The organism is Flavobacterium sp. 20NA77.7 (assembly GCF_031326205.1).
In the GTDB taxonomy this organism is placed as follows: Bacteria; Bacteroidota; Bacteroidia; order Flavobacteriales; family Flavobacteriaceae; genus Flavobacterium; species Flavobacterium nakdongensis.
Genome location: NZ_CP133721.1, coordinates 2,134,096 through 2,153,856 on the forward strand (window position 1 = coordinate 2,134,096; position 19,761 = coordinate 2,153,856).

Consider the following 19,761-nt stretch of genomic DNA (forward strand, 5'->3'; position numbering starts at 1 on the left):
ATTAAAAATTAATTTCTATTGTGTTTTGGTTATTTTCTTTTTCTGCTTTTATAATTAATGTTTGTGTTTGTTTGTTAAATTCAAAAATTCTGATGTTTCCATTTACCTTTATGTTTTTTGGAGCTTTGTTACAATTATGAATTACTATTTCAAATTGTTTCGTTGTCATTTTATAGTTTCCTCTTGAAATAGCTTCTGTGCTTATTAAAAGTTTTTTGTTGTTTTGAGTACTTTTAAAATGAATCGTTCCATAATCATTTTTAACAATTGCTTCAGGTGTTTGTCCGTTATCTTCATACATATATCCTTCCGCAGTAGTTTCATTATCTCTAAAATAATGCACGACTATTTCGTCATAATTAATAGCTGAAGTCGTTTGTGCTACTTTATAGGTAGGAATAAAGCTTCCTGCTTTCACAAATGTTGGGATATAATTTTCTACTAATGAAAGTATTTCTGTTGCACCTGCTTCATAGCGTTTTCCAGTATAAAAATCATACCAATTTGCCGATTTAGGAAAATAAATCTCTTTCGTTTTTTGAGCTTTTTCAAGAATAGGGTAAACTAAAAAATCATTTCCCCATAAATACCCATCAGCTTTTGAGAGTAGATCATTTGTATCGTCTTCAAAAAACAAAGGTCTCATAAGCGGTGTACCCGTAGTTGAATTTTTGTAAGCCAACGTATAATTATAAGGTAATAATTGGTAACGTAATTCGATTGCTTGTTTGGCTATTTTTTTTGCCCAATCACTTCTATATACTGTTTCTGAAGGCACTTCTTCTTGTGCATGTGGTCTAAATACGGGGTTAAAAACACCATACTGTAACCATCTTACGTATAATTCATCATCTAAATTAGCCCCTGCAAATCCACCTAAATCTGAATGCATATAAGCCATACCTTGCATTCCCATTTGTAATGCAATTTCTACTTGTTTTGACAAGCCTCCCCACGTTCTATTTACATCTCCACTCCATGGTATCATACCATAACGTTGTGAACCTGCGGCTCCTGCTCGCATTAAAATAAACGGTCTTTGTGTTGGAAAATCTTTTTGATAGCCCTCATAAATCATTTTTGCCCATTGATGCCCATAAATATTGTGCACCTCGTCTGCTAAACCTTTTACAGAATGAGCAAAAGAAGGGAAAACCTCGGGCTCACCTAAATCACCCCAAACACCTCCTACTCCATTATTTATTAAATTTTTATAAATGTCCCAAAACCATTTTTTTCCTTCTGGTTTAAAGACATCAACTAATCCTGTATTTCCAAAATAAAAGTCCCATGTAGCTGGTTTACTATCTTCTGCAGTACATAATACATTTTTAGCCACTGCATCATTCCATTTAGCCGAAGTAGTTAAAATAAATGGTTCTGTTATAGGTATCGTTTTTACTCCAATTTTATTAAAATCGCTTACCATCGTCTCAAAATTTGGAAAACTGTCTCTAAAAACTTCCAAATTTCCCATGGTGCCTTGAATCGTTTTACCAAACCAATACAAATCTAGAATTATAGCATCTACAGGTATCTTTTCTGCTTTAAATTTTTCAATCGTTTTTCTAGCTTCTGCTTCCGAATGATATCCAAACCGAGAAGCGAAATTTCCAAAAGCCCATCTTGGCGGTAAAGGCTGTCTTCCTGTAAGCAGGGTATAATTTGTTGTTAAATCTTCCCATGAATCACCAACAATTATCTGATACGTCTTTCTCCCAGAAATTGTTTCATATTCTAATGTATTATTTTTTTGACTATCCAAATCTAAATAGCCCACTGGAGCATTATCAAAATGGACCATATATTTGTTTGACGAAATAACTATGGGAAGAGTAAAATTCATTAAAGCAGCTTGATCTTCATACCCATAATGTGCTCTGTTGTATAACGCTAGTTTATTTCCTCTTCTATTCATGCCTAAAGCCCTAGCACCGCCACCATAAAGCATTTCGTTAGGCGTAATTGAAAACTGTAGCACTTCTGTAGAGTCTGCTTTAATATTATCTTTAACAATATCTAAGGGAATGTGTTTTCTTTTAAAATAGCCTAATTTTTCAGCTAGAATTTCTTTGTTTTTATAGGAATATCTTATTTGGAAAGGTTGTTTGGTAATTTTGATAGTTAAATTTTGATACGAAAAAGAAATTTCGTTAGCATTTTCAGTGGAAGTTATATCATAATTATCCGAATTTACAGGAATAGTAGCTACTGATTCAGGTGTGTTTTTTTCGTTATTGGGTATAAAAGTAGTTTCAACTATGTTTGAATTAATAAATTTGAAATGATATGCTCCATCCGACACATTGACGTGTAAACCTTTTGAATAAAGAAAATTTCTTTTTGTGTTTTGCCCGAAAGAAATTGTAGTTAGTACAAGTAATATAAGTATTTTTTTCATTTCAAATCAGTTAGTTAATTGAAACACCTTTTATTTTCCAAACATAAATTCTAAAGGAATATGAATTCTTTTTTGCCAAGAATTTTCAGAATGATCTGTTCCTTCAAATTTTAAATTTTTAGCATTTTTTTCAGTAAATCCTTTTTCTGCTAGTATTTGATTTACATTGTCTTCATATTTTACATAAAATGCATCTAATGTTTCTGTGCCAAAATCAAAATAGATTTTATGTGTATCAGGATTCGGTAATTTTTTTTGCATATAGGTAAAAAAAGCATTAGGCATAGGATTGTTTTCTACATCTTTTAATCCTATCCAATGTGTGGACAAACAAGCGGCTTTACTAAAAATTTCAGGATATTCACATATAGCATACATAGAAATTAGTCCGCCCATACTGGAACCCATAACCGCCGTATGTGCAGCATCTGAATACGTTGAAAATTGCTTGTCTACAAATGGCTTAACTTCCTCTACAATAAATTTTAAATAATTATCTGAATTAATTTTAGTCAAATCTAAATTGATAGCTTTCGCTTGTTCAATCATTTTTTCTTTCTCTTGTTTTGGCAATAAATCAAACGCTTTTTGTGGAAATAAATCTAAATGTCTTATAGTAGGAATATTCCAAACGCCTACAACAATTACGTCTTCAATTTTATTTTCTGCCACTAATTTGGTCACTACATCATCTACTTGCCATTCTTGTTTATTCCATGTTGTCGTTGCGTCAAAAAGCATTTGTCCATCATGCATATACAAAACAGAATACTTTTTTTCTGGGGAATAATTTTCTGGCAACCAAACATCTACATTTCGGGGCTTTACATAGTTTGATGGAAAATTTTCAACACGTTGAATTTTACCTAAAAAATGTTCGCTTTTTATTTCTTTCATCATTATTTCTTGTGCAAAAGAACATACTGAAATAAATAAGAATAATATTTTTTTGTACATTATTTTAATTCTAAAATTAAGCTAGATTTGCCATCTATGGTTATTTCTTTTGTACAATCAAAACTATTTCCAGATAAAACGTCAATACCTTTTGTGTATTTTTCAAGATTTTCTTTAAATCGTTCTACTTTAAAAGTTTGTTTATCTTTACTATTATTGATTACAACCATAACGCTTTCTTTTTCATCGTGTCTAAAATAAACATATACGTTGTTTTCAGGAATATAATGCGTTAGCTTTCCTGTATGAATAATGTTTTTACTTTTTCTCCAATTTAATATTTTTGATGTAAAATCAAAGTATTTAGCCTGTTCTGTTGTTCTACCTTCTTTTGTAAAAGCGGTTGTTGTATCTGTAGCCCAGCCACCTGGAAAATCTCTTCGTATATCTGCATCGCCTTTACTTTTATCTCCTGCCATTCCAATTTCTGATCCATAATAAATTTGAGGGATGCCTCTTGTTGTGGCAATAAGAGTTAAAGCTAATTGGTATTTTTTAAAATCATTTTTATAGATTTCATTAATTCTGTCCGTATCATGATTTTCAAAAAACACTAATAAACTATTCGGGTTTGGATATAGAAAGTCATTCGTAAAGTTGTTATAAACCTTTATAATACCACCAAACCAAGACGCTTCATCGTCATTAAATACACCATTATGAATTGCTTCCTGAAGTGTAAAATCCATAACTGAAGGTAAATAAGAATTGTAATTTTGGATAGCTCCAATTTTACTATCTTTTTGCCAATAAGCCATTTGTGCTTGATCGTACATCCATACTTCTCCAACGATATTGAAATTTGGATATTCATCAGTGATTGCTTTTGTCCATTTTGCAATCCCTACTTTGTCTGCATAAGAATAGGTATCTACTCTAAAGCCATTTAAATCTGCATATTCAATCCACCAAATTGCATTCTGAATTAAATAATTTAACACCATTGGATTAGATTGATTTAAATCGGGCATTGATTTTACAAACCATCCATCCATGCAATATTTTGTGTCGATTTTTGAAGCATTTTGATCAAATTGGGTAGTCATTCTATAATTTGTTTGTCCGTATCCTGGAAACTGATGGAACCAATCATAGGTAGGCATATCTTTAAACATCCAGTGTTCTGCTCCCCAATGATTGGTTACATAGTCTACTACTAACTTCAAATTTCTTTTTTTCATTTCTGCTGATAAACGAACAAAATCTTCATTTGTACCGTATCTTGGATCTATTTTATACACATCTGATTGTGCATAAGTATGATACGAATACGTTTTATCGTTATCCTCGCAAAGCGGTGTTGGCCAAATTGCCGTAGCGCCTACACTTTTTATGTAATCTAAATTTTTTATGATTCCTTCAATATCCCCACCATGTCTTCCTCCTGGATTATTTCTGTCTGCCTTTTCTGTTGTATTTGGTGTACTGTCATTTGATAGATCTCCATTAGCAAATCGGTCGGGCATAAGTAAGTAAATCACATCTGAAGCGTCAAAACTTTCTCTTAATCGTGAATTCTCTTTTCTTTTTTTAATCTCGTATTTTTGAGTAAAGGATTTATTTTTGTTTTTAAATGTAAAAACTACTTCTTGAGCTAAAACATCTTTGGTATCTATAGTTACAAAAATATAATTTGGATTTTCTGTTTTTTGAACACCTGTTATTACTATTCCGTTAGATACTGAAACCGTATTTTGAGCAATGTTTTTTCCATAAAACATAATTTGAATCTGACTTAGATTCATGTTTTCGTACCAAAAAGGAGGTTCAACTTTGTCAATTTGCGCAAAACTGTATGCGCTTACGAATAAAAAGAAAAGTATTTTTTTCATGATCTAATTTTTGATTGCTTATTTGAATTATATATTGGTTTACCTAATTAATTTGTTTGTTATATAGAAAATTGATTCGATTACCCAAAAAAAGAATCGTCTATACTGTTACAATATTATTTGGTTCAATCACAACTTCTTTACCAAAAACAAACACTTTTACAGGTGTTTCTCCTTCTAAACTGAATGTTGTTCCTTGATGTGATGCGTTTACTTTTATAATTTGATTTCTAAAATTAATTTTAAATGAAAATCCTTGCCATTGTTTCGGAATTCTTGGTTCAAAATGTAAGGTGTCATTTTTAACACGCATTCCTCCAAAACCTTCTACAATGCTCATCCAAGTTCCTGCCATAGACGTAATATGTAATCCTTCATGAACTTCTTTGTTATAATCATCTAAATCTAATCGAGAGGTTCTTAAGTAAAAAGTATAAGCTTGTTCCATTCTGCCTAAAACCGCTGCTTGAATAGAATGTACACAAGGTGACAATGAGCTTTCATGAACGGTAAATGGCTCATAAAAATCAAAATGTTTAGCTAAATCTTCTCTGGTAAAATGATCTTCGAAGAAATAGAATCCTTGCAACGTATCTGCTTGTTTAATATAAGGCGAACGAAGAATTCTATCCCAAGACCATTTTTGATTGATAGGTCTTTGGCTCTTGTCTAAATCAGCTACCGTAATTAATTCTTTATCTAAGAAACCATCTTGTTGTAAATATACTCCGTGTTCTTCTGAATAAGGAAAATACATGTTGTCTGCAGTATTTTTCCAAGATTGTAATTCGGTATCATTTAAGGTTACTTTGCTCATAATTCTTTCAAAATCAGAAGTATATTCCGATTTTACTTTTTCAATTTGAGCATACGTATAATCAAGACACCATTTTGCAATATAATTGGTATACCAGTTATTATTTACGTTATTTTCGTATTCATTTGGACCAGTTACTCCTAAAATAACATACTTGTTTTTATTTGTAGAAAACGTAGCTCTTTGGTGCCAAAAACGAGCGATTCCAATCAATACTTCTAATCCTTTTTCTGGAATGTAACTGTAATCACCTGTGAAACGGTAATAATTATAAATAGCAAATGCAATGGCTCCGTTTCTATGAATTTCTTCAAAAGTAATTTCCCATTCATTATGACATTCTTCACCATTCATTGTTACCATTGGATAGAGTGCCGCACCATTTTTGAACCCTAAATTATTTTGAGCATTTTCGATGGCTTTGTCTAATTGATTGTAACGGTATTCTAATAAACTACGAGCAACATTTTGATCTTTTGTTGCCATATAAAACGGGATGCAATACGCTTCAGTATCCCAATAAGTTGAGCCACCATATTTTTCTCCAGTAAATCCTTTAGGTCCAATATTTAAGCGAGAATCTTTACCTAAATAGGTTTGGTTTAATTGAAAAATATTGAAACGAATTCCTTGTTGAGCTTTTACATCTCCTTCGATAGTAATATCACTCATTTCCCAAATTTTAGCCCACGCTAATTTTTGATTTTCTAGCAATCTATCAAAGCCTAAATCAGTGGCTTGAGTAATAATTTTTTGTGCTGCTGAAATTAAATATTCTTCTTTATGATTGGTTGAAACAGTATAGCCTCCAAATTTTTGAATGCTTACTTTTTGTCCTTTAACTGCTGCAATTTCATAAGAAAATGAAATACTATGTGCTTCTTTTTTAACCTCTACAGGTTTTACATCTGCAATAGTTTCATTTACCAATATACTATTGTGCATATAGGTAGCTACTGTGAAATTTGTTTTTAATGTGCGTGCTACAACAAAAGCTTGATTGTCTTGATTTTTCAATTCCAATGTTTCCCAAAAACGCTCTTCCCAATTTGTGTCTTCATTTTCAATACCTGCATCAACATAGGGTTTAAAAACGACTTTGGCATCTGTATTTACCGGAACTATTTCATAACGAATAGCGCCTAATTCATCAATATCTAATGAAAGGAAACGAATTACTTTTACTTCAATTTGTGTGTCATTTTGTAATACAGCTTCAAAAGAACGGCTATACCATCCTTCTTTCATATTTAGTTCGCGCTTAAAATGTGCAACGGATTTACATGTTGCTAAATCAAGATTTTCGCCATTAATTTCTACGTTAATACCTATCCAATTTGGCGCGTTCAATACTTTTGCGAAATATTCTGGATAGCCATTTTTCCACCAGCCCACTTTAGTTTTATCTGGATAATAGACTCCTGCAATGTAACTACCTTGAAAAGTACTCCCTGAGTAGTGCTCTTCAAAATTGGCACGTTGCCCCATAGCACCATTACCTATACTAAATAAACTTTCAGATGACTTTACTCGATCTGCATCAAATCCTTCTTCAATTATGGACCAATTATTTGGTAAAATATAATCTTGATTCATTTTTACTAAAATATTACTACTATAACTAACCTATTCGTTAATTAATTTTGATAAAAAAGCTTCATCTATTTGTGTGAAGTCTTTAAAATTAAACTTTGCTTCTTGTAAAATAGTTGGTTCTCCAATTCCTATACTAGTCATATGAGCTAAATTAGCTGCTTGAATTCCAGCAACAGAATCTTCAAAAACAATACAATTTTCGTTTTCAACCTTTACTTTTTTTGCCCCTTGAAGAAAAACTTCTGGGTCTGGTTTTGCATTGGAAACATCGTTTCCGTCTACTATAGCATCAAAATAATGCAAAATATGGACTTTTTCTAAAATAGGAATAGCATTTTTACTTGCTGAGCCCAATACAATAAATTGATTTTTTGTTTTAAGGAAATCTAGCACTTTTACTACATCTGGAAGAATTTCAGATTCATCCATCGCATCAATATAGGTTAGATAATCTTCATTTTTTTTTTGTAACCAACGTTGTTTTTCCTCCTCTGTAGCCTGATAATTTCCCAAACCTAAAATAAGTTCAAGAGAACGCACACGGCTTACACCTTTCAAATTTTCATTATCTTCATGTGTAAAATGGATCCCTAAGCTAGTGGCTAGTTTTTGCCAAGCCAAAAAATGATATTTAGCCGTATCTACAATTACACCATCAAGATCAAAAATAAATGCTTTTTTATTACCCACTTATTATCTTTTTATCGGTTATTAAAAAATTGCAAAGTCCACCTATTATTAATGCTGTTCCTGCTAATAACATTGGTGCAATAGCTGTATCTCCAAATAATTTTGACAACACATTTACACCTCCCAAAGCAGCAATAATCTGAGGAATCACGATAAACATATTAAAAAGTCCCATCATGAAGCCCATTTTATCTTCATCAACTGAACTTGACAACATAGCATAAGGCATGGAAAGTATACTTCCCCATGATAAACCTATTAAAATAAATGAAGCATTTAAATAGCTTGGATTTGGTAATACACTCATCATTAAAAAACCTATTCCTCCTGCAATGAGTGAAAACATGTGGATGTATTTTCTGTTCACTTTTAAACGCGAAGAATAAAACGTTAAAATAAGCGCAAATGCCATAGAAGATAACCCATATAAGCCCATTGCAGAACCTACAGAATCTGAAGCGGTCTGAAAGGTATTATTTAAAGTTTCAAATTCTAACTTTTCTGCAGGAATTTGTAAATTAAACTCTTTTTTTAGTGGCGCTGGTGCTTTAAATACATGTTCAGTTAATGCTGGAGTTGCCATACTCCACATGGTAAAAAAGGCAAACCAACTAAAAAATTGAATCACTCCTAATTTTAGCATATTGCTAGACATAGAGCGCAATGAAGCAAAAAAGTCTGTAATAAAATTTGTTTCATTTTTTTTCGTTTCAAATGCTTCTAAATCTTTTGGAGGATATTCTTTAGTGGTAAGAATAGTATAAAGAATACTCAATAAAAAGACTAATGCGCCTATTCCAAATGCAACTTTTACATACACTGGAATAACGCCTGTTTCGTTAGTTTCTGCAAAACCTAATTGTTTTACAAGCCAAGGTAAATTTGATGCTACCCAAGTACCAATTCCAATAATTAGGGTTTGCATGATAAATCCATAAGAACGCTGTTCGTCTGGTAATTTATCTGCAACTAATGCACGAAAAGGTTCCATACTAATATTTATTGATGCATCTAAAATCCACAAGAATCCTGCGGCAATCCACAAAGTTGATGAATATGGTACAAAAAATAAAGCAAACGAACTTAAAACGGCACCTAATAAAAAATAGGGCTTTCTTCTTCCGAATCGGGTAGACCAAGTTCTATCACTTAAAAATCCAATGATCGGTTGAACGATTAAACCTGTTAGAGGTGCGGCAATCCATAACCCAGGAATATCATGTGGTTCTGCACCTAACGTTTGGAAGATTCTTGACATATAACCTCCTTGTAGGGCAAAACCGAACTGTATCCCTAAGAAACCGAAACTCATGTTCCAAATTTCCCAGAAACTTAACTTACGTTTTTCCATTTATCGTAATTCTTTATTAATACTACGATAAGCGTTTATTTTGCTTATCAAAACTTAATTTTTGAAGTGAAGTTATAAGCTTTGATAATCACAAATATAAAATAAAAATAAATTATGTATTACATTTATTTCAAAATAAATTTAGTGAAATTTACATGTTATACATATATAAATATTTGTTTTTCAGCAGTATAAACAAAACTATTACGTTGTCGTAGATTCTCTAAAAACTAAATTTGTTTCGATAATTTCGGTAGTGTATTGTTCGTCTTCTTCTTCTTTCTCTAAACGGTCAATTAATATTTTGGCTGCCTTTTGGCCCATCTTAATTCCATTTTGACTCACTGTTGTAATTGTTGGTGTAGAAAATTGAGAAATAATACCATCTGTAAAACCAATAACAGCAATATCTACGGGCACTTTTTTACCTAATTTAAGTGCTGTTTTAATTGCAGTTACTGCAAATAATTCATTCACTGCAAAAACAGCATCAATTTCGTTGTTTTGCAACAACTCAGTAATGCTATCTTGGCAATGTTCAATATCTTCAATTTTAAGTATTAAATGATTTTGAGCGGCTATTTTATGTTCCTTCAACGCTTTCAAATAGCCTTCTGTTCTTAATTTACCCACACTTACATAATCAACTGTAGTTATTAAAGCTATATTTTTATATTTTTTTTCTATGAAAAAGCTTACCGCATCATATGCTGCTTGTTGATCATCAATAATAACTTTATCACAAAATACGTCATTAGTAATTCTGTCAAACAAGACTACAGGCATCCCTTGATTAATGACTTCTTCAATATGATGAAAGTCCTTTTTCTGCTGTGTTTCTTTAGACAAAGACATGATAAAGCCGTCTGTACTTCCGCTTGCTAGCATCTCTAAATTAATTACTTCTTTGTCAAAAGATTCGTCTGAAAGACAAACAATAACATTATATCCTTTCTCATTAGCCACTTGTTCAATTCCACTGATTACAGTTGCAAAAAAATGGTGTACAATTTCTGGAATAATGATTCCTATTGTCTTTGTTTTTTTATTTTTTAAGCTTAATGCAATATTATTAGGCTTATAGTTATACAATTTCGCAAAAGCCTGAACTTTTTGCCTTGTTTCTTCACTAATTTCATGACTATCTCTTAACGACTTTGAGACTGTAGAAATTGAAATATCTAATTCTTTTGCAATTTGTTTAAGGGTGACTTTTCTTCTCATTTTACAATTGTCTATTTTCAGATTCCTAAATTAAGCTTTTAAAAATTATTTAGTGCGTAATTTTTAAGCTAATTATTAATAAAATAACTAAAGTTTTCAACACGAAAACGTTTTCGAAGTAGTTTTTTTAGGGCCCTACTTTTTTTTGTTAAAATTTTACATAAATTTAACATTCGAAGTGAATTTATAAGCAATTAAAAACAGACAATTAACTTAAACATTTTGTATGAAAACTATGCTAAAAAAAATGCTATTTTTTATGCTTATGCTACCTTTAGGAGTTTTGGCTCAAAACACCTTAAAAGGTAAGGTTGTTAACAGTTCAAATGGACAACCATTAGCAAGCGTAACTGTATCTGTAAAAGGTACTGCAACAGCAACACAAACAGATGATTCTGGTTCTTTTGTGTTGAAGAATATTAAAAATGGCGCAACGCTTAATTTTGCCTTTATTGGATTTAAAGCGGAAAGCCTTGTCTACTCTGGACAAAAAGAAGTAACTGTACAACTAACTGAAGAAAACAAAGCAATTGAAGAAGTTGTAGTTCAAGTAGGTTATGGAGCTGTTAAAAAGAAAGACGCAACAGGTGCTGTTGACGTAGTAACCGCAAAAGACTTTAATAGAGGATTCAACTCTAATGTTGAAGGACTATTAAACGGTCGAGTAGCTGGTGTTGTTATCACACAAGGCGGTAGACCAGGTGATGGTGCTGCTATTAGAATTAGAGGTGGTGCTTCATTAAATGCATCTAATGATCCTTTAATTGTGTTGGATGGTGTGCCAATAATAAACGGTTTAAACACTATTAATCCAAATGACATTGAAAGTTTTTCAATATTGAAAGATGCTTCTGCAACGGCTATCTATGGTAATCAAGGCTCAAATGGAGTGATTTTAATAACTACTAAAAAAGGCGCAAGAGGAGATGTAAAAGTAAACATGAGTACTACATTTACCGTAAATACTTTGGCAAAAAAAGTGAATACTACTTCTGCAGCTGATTTTAGAGCCTTTATGGTAAATCCTGCTAATATTAGTGCTTATGGTATTGATCCTACACGAGTAGCTAGAATGGGTAATGCAAATACAGATTGGCAAGACCAAATTTTTTCAAATTCAGTTACAGTAGACAACAATATGTCTATACGTGGCGCTATGTTTAAAAGTGTTCCAACTAGCTTCTCTTTTGGAAATTCAAATATTCCAGGGATATTAAACACATCTAGCTTTAATAGAACTACTTCTGCCTTGAGAATGACTCCTTCATTTTTTAAAGATCATTTAAAAGTAGCTGTTAACGCTAACTACTCTTTAATTAAAGAAAGATTTGCTGACGAAGGCGCTATTTCTGACGCTATCAACTTTGATCCTACGCAGCCTGTTTATTCGGCAAACTCTCCGTTTGGAGGATACAATGAGTGGATGAACGGAACTTCTCCTATATTATTAGCTACAGACAACCCGGTAGCAAAATTAAATCAAAGAAGTAATTATGGATGGACTAACAGATATTTTGGAAATATTCAATTAGATTATAAATTCCACTTTTTACCTGAATTAAAAGCAACAGTGGTTGCTGGTTTAGATAGATCTAATTTTAATTATGATAATAAATTAAGCAATCAAAGTATTAACGGTTATTTAGTGGGAGGGAATCCACTTAATAATAACGGAAGTTATGGCTTTGGTTGGAGTAGAAGTTCAAGAAAGGTATTAGACGTTTATTTAAACTATGCTAAAGTTTTTGGAGATATATCTGTAGATGTTACTGCAGGGCACTCGTATCAAGAAACTGGAAATAGATTATTTAATTCCGGAAATGTAGCAGATCCAAATAATACTATTACATCTTTAAACACTAGACTAAATCCTACAAGCAAATTAGAATCTTATTTTGGTAGAGCTAATTTAGGTTACAAAGAGAAGTATTTATTGACGTTGAATGTTAGAAATGACATGACAAACAACTTTAGTAAAGCAAACCGTTCTGCATTTTTCCCAGGAATGGCAGCTGCATGGGTAGCTTCTAAAGAAGATTTCTTAGCAGGAAACAAAACCTTAACGAATTTAAAAGTTAGATTTGGATGGGGTGTGACTGGTCAACAAGACATGCCAACTAATTTCTCTTATATTCCTCAATATTCTACAGCAAGTAATGGTTCTTTCTATACATTTGGAAACACTATCATTTCTCCTGTTAGTCCTCAGTTCTACTCTGAAACAATCAAATGGGAAGAAACTACAACTACAAATGTGGGTGTGGATTATGAATTATTTGGAAAAGTTAGAGGTACTGTTGACGTGTATAAAAAACACACTAAAGATTTGTTAGCTTATGTAGCTTATCCTGACGGCGCAAACTTATCAAACTATGGACCAAGAAACTTTGGTGACTTGGAAATCAAAGGGGTTGAGTTATCATTAAATACAGATTTAATCAAATCAAAAGATTTAAACTGGAATGTTAACTTTAACGCAAACTACCAAGACAGAAAAATTACCGCTACAGCTATTGATGGAACTGGAGCAGCTGGATTTACTACAGGTGGAATTGCAGGAGGTGTAGGTAATACAATTCAAATCCACAGCACAGGTTATGCACCGAATTCGTTCTGGGTATATGAGCAAGTCTATGGTACGAATGGAAAACCACTTGAAGGTGTGTATGTAGACAGAAATGGTGATGGTAACATTGACACAAAAGACATGTACCAATACAAAAAACCATATGCTGACTTTACATTTGGATTATTATCTAATTTAAGCTACAAACACTGGGATTTCTCAATGTCTTGGAGAGCTAGTTTAGGAAACTACATGTATGACAATATTGGTTCTTCAAAAGGCTATTTAGCAAACTCAACTAGCCAAATTACACCTTTAAACAACATTAATCCTAGCTTCTTCGAAACAGGGTTTGTTAGCGAAGGAAACAACAGATATTTTTCTGATTATTATGTTAAAAATGCATCATTTATTAAGTTAGATAATATTTCTTTAGCTTATAATTTCCCTGATGCGTTAGGAAAAGCAACTAATTTGAAATTTAACTTTGGTGTTCAAAATGCTTTAGTACTTACTAAATACAAAGGAATTGATCCGGAAATATTTAGCGGAATAGATAATACTATTTATCCAAGAGCAAGAATGTTTGTACTAGGTTGTAATGTTAACTTCTAATAAAAAGACTATGAAAAATATTAAATATTTAAAATCTTTATTCTTCATTTTTATAGGTTCTTTTGCTTTTTATTCATGTACAAATGAATTAGACACAAATGAATTAGATGAAGATGTGTTCTCATCAGAACAATTCTATCAAGATGAGAACTCTTACAAACAATTTTTATCTAAATTATATTTAGGTTTAGCTGCTTCTGGACAAGGAGGTCCTAATGGAGCACCAGACATCAATGGTATTGATGGTGGTTTTGGTCAATACTTAAGAGCTTACTGGGTATTAAATGAAGTGCCTACAGATGAAGCTGTAATTGGTTGGGCTGATGGTAACTTACCTTCATTAAACACACATACGTGGGGTTCAAATAACGAATTCATTTATGCTATGTTCTCTAGAGGAATGTATCAAGTTTCATTATGTAATGAGTTCTTAAGACAAACTACTGATGAGAAATTAAGCAGTAGAAACGTATCAGCAACTACAAGAGCACAAATTGTAAACTTTAGAGCAGAGGCTCGTTTCTTAAGAGCATTTTCTTACTGGCACTTAATGGATATGTTTGGTAACATTCCATTTACAACTGAAAATGACCCTGTTGGTTATTTATTACCTCCTCAAAAAGACAGAGCTTTTATGTTTAATTTTATCACTAGCGAATTAAACGCTATCCAAGGTGACTTAAAAGATTCTCAAGCTAATGAGTACGGTAGAATTGATAAAATTGCTGCTAAAATGTTATTAGCAAAAGTATATTTAAATGCACAAGTATATATTGGGCAAGCTAAATATACAGAAGCAGCACAAGAATTAAATACTGTTTTAGCTTCTTCTTATTCCTTGACTCCAAATAGTTATGCTAAAATATTTATGGCAGACAACGATATCAATGGCGCTCAAAATGAAATCATTTTCCCTATCAGATATTCTGGAACAAGTACACAAACTTATGGAGGAACAACTTTCATTATTCACGCTGCAATAGGTGGAAACATGAATGGATCTGATTATGGTGTTAATGGTGGCTGGTGGGGTCTAAGAACTCGTCCAGAATTCTACAACAAATTCTCAGGAGATGCTAGAGGTATGTTCCACACAAGTGGTCAACAATTAAACATCAATAGCATTGGTAACTTTACAGATGGATATGCTGTTGGTAAATTTAAAAATGTGAAATCTACAGGAGGTGCTGGTTCAGACGCTCAAGGTAATTTTGCAGATACCGATTTCCCTGTTTTCCGTTTAGCTGATGCTTACTTAATGTATGCTGAATTAGCAGTAAGAGGAGTTGGAAGTTTAAGTCAAGCAACTACTTATGTAAATGCTTTAAGAACTAGAGCTGGTGTTGCAACTGTAAACCAAAGTGCGTTAACTTTAGATTTCATTCTTGATGAAAGAGGAAGAGAATTGTACTGGGAAGGACACAGAAGACAAGACTTAATACGTTTCGGTAAATTTACAGGTAGTTCTTACATTTGGCAATGGAAAGGTAATGTACAAACTGGAGCAAGTATAGATGATAAATTCAAAGTATTCCCTATACCTGCAACAGCAATTGGATCTAACCCAACATTACAACAAAACACTGGTTATTAAAATTTTTAACCCAAAAAATGAAAAAAATGAAAAAAATATTTTTAACTGTATTAATGGGAGCTCTTGCTTCATTGTCTTCATGTAGTGATGAAACCTTTGATCCTGTTGCTTCAAACAGCACAATAAATTTAACTGCTCCAACAGGTGGGTCATTTGTTTTAAGTGCTGCTTCAGCTGGTTCAACTGCTACAACAGTAAAATGGACAAGCGCTGATTTTGGTTTTAACGCTGCGGTTACTTATTCGCTACAAGCTGTAAAAAGTAATCAAACGTTTACAGCTACATCTGGAAGTTTCCCATTAGGAACTTTTTCTTCTACTCAAAGTAGTCTAGAAAAAGCTTTAACGCAAAGACAATTAAACAACTTAATTTTATCTGCAAACGGTAACATTGGTACTGCTGAAACATTTAAAATTAGAGTTATTGGAAGACCTTCAACTCAGTTGTCTTCATCTACAAATGGTGTAGTTGCAATTTCTAATGAAGTTACTATCACTGTTACTCCTTATGACACATTTGATGAGTTTAACAGAATTTATGTTCCGGGAAGCTATCAAAGTGCGAGTGGATATGGTAACAGCTGGTCTCCCGACCACGCAAATGTAGCAAAATTATTCTCTCCAAATAACGATGGAAATTATGAAGGTTTTGTTTGGATGAATGAAGCAACGCCTAATTTTAAATTTACTCCGGGACCATCTTGGTCTGGCGATAGAGGTGATGTAAATTCTTCTGGAAATACTGGAAATTTAGCTTCTCCTGGCAACAATATACAACCAGTAGATGGTGCAGGAACGTATTTCTTCCAAGTTAATTGGAACAATAATACGTATGTAATGTCAAAAAGACAAGTAGCAATTATTGGTGCTGCAACGCCTAATGGATGGGGCACTCCAACTTACATGACTTTTGATACAAATCCAGCTTCACCTTATTTCCAAATGTATAAAATTGATATTCAATTAGCGAATGATGAATTCCTTATTAGAATGAAAGACGATTGGTCTGTTAAATTTGGTTCATTAAGTGGTGGTGTTGATAATGTAACTACTGGAGGTTCTCAATACAAAGTAAAATTAAACGGTGGTAACATGAAAATGCCAACCGCTGGTAATTACAGAGTTGTATTAGATATCAGAAATTCTGCAAATTATAATATAAGATTTTATCCTATATAATTTTTTAAGACTTTTAAAAGGCTGGAAATTTCCAGCCTTTTTTAATAGTATTTAATTATGAAAAAAATATTTTATTTAGCTACGCTACTGGTAACACACATCTTTTTTGGTCAAGTAAGCATTAGTCCTTATCCATTCGATGTTAATCAACAAATTACAATATCGGTAAACCTTGGTCAAAGTCAATGTAACTCAATACCCATTTCAGCAAACAAAGTATATATGCATGCGGGAATTGGTAATGATACGAATGCTTGGGGCTATAGTGTCGTTGGTAATTGGGGATTAGATAATGGCGTTGGTTTAATGACAAATCAAGGAAATGGAGTTTGGAGTATTACATTAACTCCCAGTACTTATTTTAATTTAAATACTACACAACAAAATGCTGCTACAAAGATGGGATTGGTGTTTAGAAATGCTTCTGGTAGTCAAGAGATGAAAAATCCTCCAAGCTGTCAAGATTTCATTTATAATGTAGGGAATTTTCAGGTCACACTTCTTTCACACACTGTAAACACATCCTATTTAATCAATTCTGGTTCAGACGTTAATATTGTAGCGCAAAATACAGGTGGTAATGCCACCTACTCTCTTACTGCAAATAATAGTCCCGTAAGTTGTTCTAATACAGTTACGAATTTTTTTACATGTTCAGACACAAATATTACTTCAAATAAAACATATGTATTGTCTGCCACAATTGGTGCAACAACTATTACAAAACAATTTAATGTTATAGTTATTCCGAACGTCGTAAATGCCATGATGCCTACTGGTCTTGTAGATGGTATAAATTATGATGAATTTGATCCTACTAAAGTCACTTTAGTACTTAATGCGCCAGCAAAAGATTTTATTTATGTTGCGGGAAATTTTAATAACTGGCAACCTACAACTGCACACTTAATGAAAAAAGACCCTACGACAGGTAAATACTGGCTTGAACTTACAAATCTTACTCCAAGTGCTGATTATGCTTATCAATATTGGATTTGTGACAATACAAACAGGCCTGCTAATTCACCAGCTATAGTAAAAACAGCAGATCCATTTTCTACTTTAGTACTCTCCCCTTATGATGATTCAGAAATTATAAATTTAGGCGTATATCCTGGTTTACCTACCTACAATTTAATAGCGGCTGGGCAAGAACGAGAAGTTACTTACTTCAAAACAGGAGAAACACCCTACGCATGGAGTACATCTTCACAAAATTTTACTAAACCAAGCAAAAAAGATTTGGTTATTTATGAAGTATTAGTTCGTGATTTTGATACAAATAGAACCTATCAAGACCTTATAAATAAAATCAATCATTTCAAAAACTTAGGAATTAATGCAATACAATTAATGCCTGTTATGGAATTTGAAGGAAATGAAAGTTGGGGTTATAACACCGTATATCATTTAGCCTTAGATAAGCGCTATGGCCCTCCAAATAAATTAAAAGAATTTGTTGACTTATGCCATCAAAATGGAATTGCTGTAATCTTAGATGTTGCATTAAACCATGTTTTTGGCCGTTCACCGTTAGTTAGAATGTGGATGCAAGATGCAGATAATGACGGCTGGGGAGATAGTGTGCCAACAACAACCGAAAATCCATACATCAACCAATATGCAAAACATTCGTATAGCGTTGGTAGTGATTTAAACCATTTCAATGAACCAAACAATCTAACCAACACCTATGTGGTAAGAACTTTACAACAATGGATTCAAGAATTTAAAATTGATGGATTTAGATGGGATTTAACAAAAGGATTCACTAACCAATGTTCTGCTGGAGATGATGCTTGTACAAACGGTTATCGTTCAGACAGAGTAGCTAAAATGAAGTGGTATGCTGACAAACAATGGGAATTTGACCCAAATTCATATGTAATATTTGAACATTTAGGAGTAGGTGGTTCTGCAACTGAAGAAGCAGAATGGGCTGCCTATAACGCTAATGGGAATACTAAAGGTATTATGTATTGGAAAAAAATGACTGATAATTATGCTAGTTTATTAAAAGGTAATTTTACGGATGTTTCAGGGGTAACAAATACCAATAACAGATGTATAGGTTATGCTGAAAGTCATGATGAGGAACGTATTTTATATAAAGCTATTAATGAAGCTGGACAAACACAAAATGATTTACCAAAAGCCTTAAAAAGAATGCAGACACTAGGCAGTGTGTTTTTTTTAGTTCCTGGACCTAAAATGATTTGGCACTTTAGCGAACTCGGATGGAATAATTCATTATGGCAATGCAGTAATGGTGCTGTGTCTTATTCAAGTCCTGACTGTAAACTAGATACAAAACCACAACCTCAATGGACAAGTCCTTGGCAAACGGACACTAACAGGCAAGATGTGTATTCGACTTTTTCAAAACTAATAAAATTACGAACCACAGAAAATGTTTTCGAAAACGGACAACATCAATGGGATTTAACAACAACCGGAAAACCAAGATTAAGTGTTTGGAATGCAACTACACCCCAAAGCACTTTAAGCTATGTATTAGCGCTAACAAACTTTTCTGATACTGATTATTTTCCTGCCGTGGGCTTCCCTTATACGGGAACATGGTACAATTTAATGGATAATACTCCTGTAGTGGTAACAAACGTAAACATGCAAGTGCAAATTGAAGCTGGAGGTTTTAGAGTATATGGTAACCAACCTTTAGCGGCATTAAATCAAAATGGGTTTGAATCAGACAATCCACTGGTTTTATATCCAAATCCTACACGGACTAGTTTTTATCTTTCTCAAGATGTAGCTCAAGTTGAAATTTATACTATTAGTGGTCAACTTGTTAAGACTTACAATAACGTAATAGCACAAAACGAATTACCTATTGAATTTTTAGAAAATGGTGTTTATTTTGTTAAAATCAAAACTTCTGATGGTTTAGTGGAAACTAAAAAACTAATTAAAGAATAA

General features: G+C 32.7%; 11 protein-coding genes. 4 read left to right on the forward strand and 7 right to left on the reverse strand.

Annotated elements, in window-relative coordinates; genetic code table 11:
* Position 1: 1 nt before the first annotated feature.
* The 7 genes from RF683_RS09525 to RF683_RS09555 all read right to left on the reverse strand — a co-directional run bounded on the left by RF683_RS09525 (position 2) and on the right by RF683_RS09555 (position 10,868).
* Positions 2-2,401 carry a glycoside hydrolase family 31 protein gene (locus tag RF683_RS09525; protein ID WP_309532057.1) on the reverse strand — a complete coding sequence of 800 codons (2,400 nt, stop codon included), beginning with the start codon at positions 2,399-2,401 and terminating at the stop codon, positions 2-4.
* 30 nt (positions 2,402-2,431) lie between these two features.
* Positions 2,432-3,358 (reverse strand): alpha/beta hydrolase, encoded by a 927-nt coding sequence (locus RF683_RS09530; protein ID WP_309532058.1) that lies wholly within the window; start codon positions 3,356-3,358, stop codon positions 2,432-2,434.
* Positions 3,358-5,190, reverse strand: coding sequence for a glycoside hydrolase family 13 protein (locus tag RF683_RS09535; RefSeq protein WP_309532059.1), 1,833 nt, complete (start codon positions 5,188-5,190; stop codon positions 3,358-3,360). The genes RF683_RS09530 and RF683_RS09535 overlap by 1 nt, the downstream gene beginning before the upstream one ends.
* A gap of 100 nt (positions 5,191-5,290) precedes the next feature.
* A complete protein-coding gene (locus RF683_RS09540) occupies positions 5,291-7,603 on the reverse strand; it encodes a glycoside hydrolase family 65 protein (protein ID WP_309532060.1) in 2,313 nt (770 codons plus the stop codon).
* Between the two features lie 30 nt (positions 7,604-7,633).
* The gene (gene pgmB / locus RF683_RS09545; RefSeq protein ID WP_309532061.1) at positions 7,634-8,293 is read right to left on the reverse strand and encodes a beta-phosphoglucomutase; all 660 of its coding nucleotides are present in this window, start codon (positions 8,291-8,293) and stop codon (positions 7,634-7,636) included.
* Positions 8,286-9,644, reverse strand: a complete 1,359-nt coding sequence (locus RF683_RS09550; protein WP_309532062.1) for an MFS transporter — start codon at positions 9,642-9,644, stop codon at positions 8,286-8,288. The genes pgmB and RF683_RS09550 overlap by 8 nt, the downstream gene beginning before the upstream one ends.
* Before the next feature lie 204 nt (positions 9,645-9,848).
* A complete protein-coding gene (locus RF683_RS09555) occupies positions 9,849-10,868 on the reverse strand; it encodes a LacI family DNA-binding transcriptional regulator (RefSeq protein WP_309532063.1) in 1,020 nt (339 codons plus the stop codon).
* Between the two features lie 226 nt (positions 10,869-11,094).
* Here RF683_RS09555 and RF683_RS09560 point away from each other — a divergent pair, with 226 nt between their 5' ends.
* From RF683_RS09560 to RF683_RS09575, 4 genes are read left to right on the forward strand one after another with little or no spacing between them, the layout of a single operon-like run.
* Entirely contained in the window at positions 11,095-14,049 is a 2,955-nt protein-coding gene (locus tag RF683_RS09560) for a SusC/RagA family TonB-linked outer membrane protein (RefSeq protein WP_309532064.1), read from the forward strand.
* 10 nt (positions 14,050-14,059) lie between these two features.
* Positions 14,060-15,643 carry a RagB/SusD family nutrient uptake outer membrane protein gene (locus RF683_RS09565; RefSeq protein ID WP_309532065.1) on the forward strand — a complete coding sequence of 528 codons (1,584 nt, stop codon included), beginning with the start codon at positions 14,060-14,062 and terminating at the stop codon, positions 15,641-15,643.
* Between the two features lie 26 nt (positions 15,644-15,669).
* Positions 15,670-16,821: a SusE domain-containing protein gene (locus tag RF683_RS09570; protein ID WP_309532066.1), complete on the forward strand. Its 1,152-nt coding sequence runs from the start codon at positions 15,670-15,672 to the stop codon at positions 16,819-16,821.
* Between the two features lie 57 nt (positions 16,822-16,878).
* Entirely contained in the window at positions 16,879-19,761 is a 2,883-nt protein-coding gene (locus RF683_RS09575) for an alpha-amylase family glycosyl hydrolase (RefSeq protein ID WP_309532067.1), read from the forward strand.

Bases quoted from the DNA above. Each gene is read 5' to 3' on its own strand.
- RF683_RS09525 (WP_309532057.1), bottom strand. From the start codon at position 2,401: ATGAAAAAAATACTTATATTACTTGTACTAACTACAATTTCTTTCGGG.
- RF683_RS09530 (WP_309532058.1), bottom strand. From the start codon at position 3,358: ATGTACAAAAAAATATTATTCTTATTTATTTCAGTATGTTCTTTTGCA.
- RF683_RS09535 (WP_309532059.1), bottom strand. From the start codon at position 5,190: ATGAAAAAAATACTTTTCTTTTTATTCGTAAGCGCATACAGTTTTGCG.
- RF683_RS09540 (WP_309532060.1), bottom strand. From the start codon at position 7,603: ATGAATCAAGATTATATTTTACCAAATAATTGGTCCATAATTGAAGAA.
- RF683_RS09550 (WP_309532062.1), bottom strand. From the start codon at position 9,644: ATGGAAAAACGTAAGTTAAGTTTCTGGGAAATTTGGAACATGAGTTTC.
- RF683_RS09555 (WP_309532063.1), bottom strand. From the start codon at position 10,868: ATGAGAAGAAAAGTCACCCTTAAACAAATTGCAAAAGAATTAGATATT.
- RF683_RS09560 (WP_309532064.1), top strand. From the start codon at position 11,095: ATGAAAACTATGCTAAAAAAAATGCTATTTTTTATGCTTATGCTACCT.
- RF683_RS09565 (WP_309532065.1), top strand. From the start codon at position 14,060: ATGAAAAATATTAAATATTTAAAATCTTTATTCTTCATTTTTATAGGT.
- RF683_RS09570 (WP_309532066.1), top strand. From the start codon at position 15,670: ATGAAAAAAATATTTTTAACTGTATTAATGGGAGCTCTTGCTTCATTG.
- RF683_RS09575 (WP_309532067.1), top strand. From the start codon at position 16,879: ATGAAAAAAATATTTTATTTAGCTACGCTACTGGTAACACACATCTTT.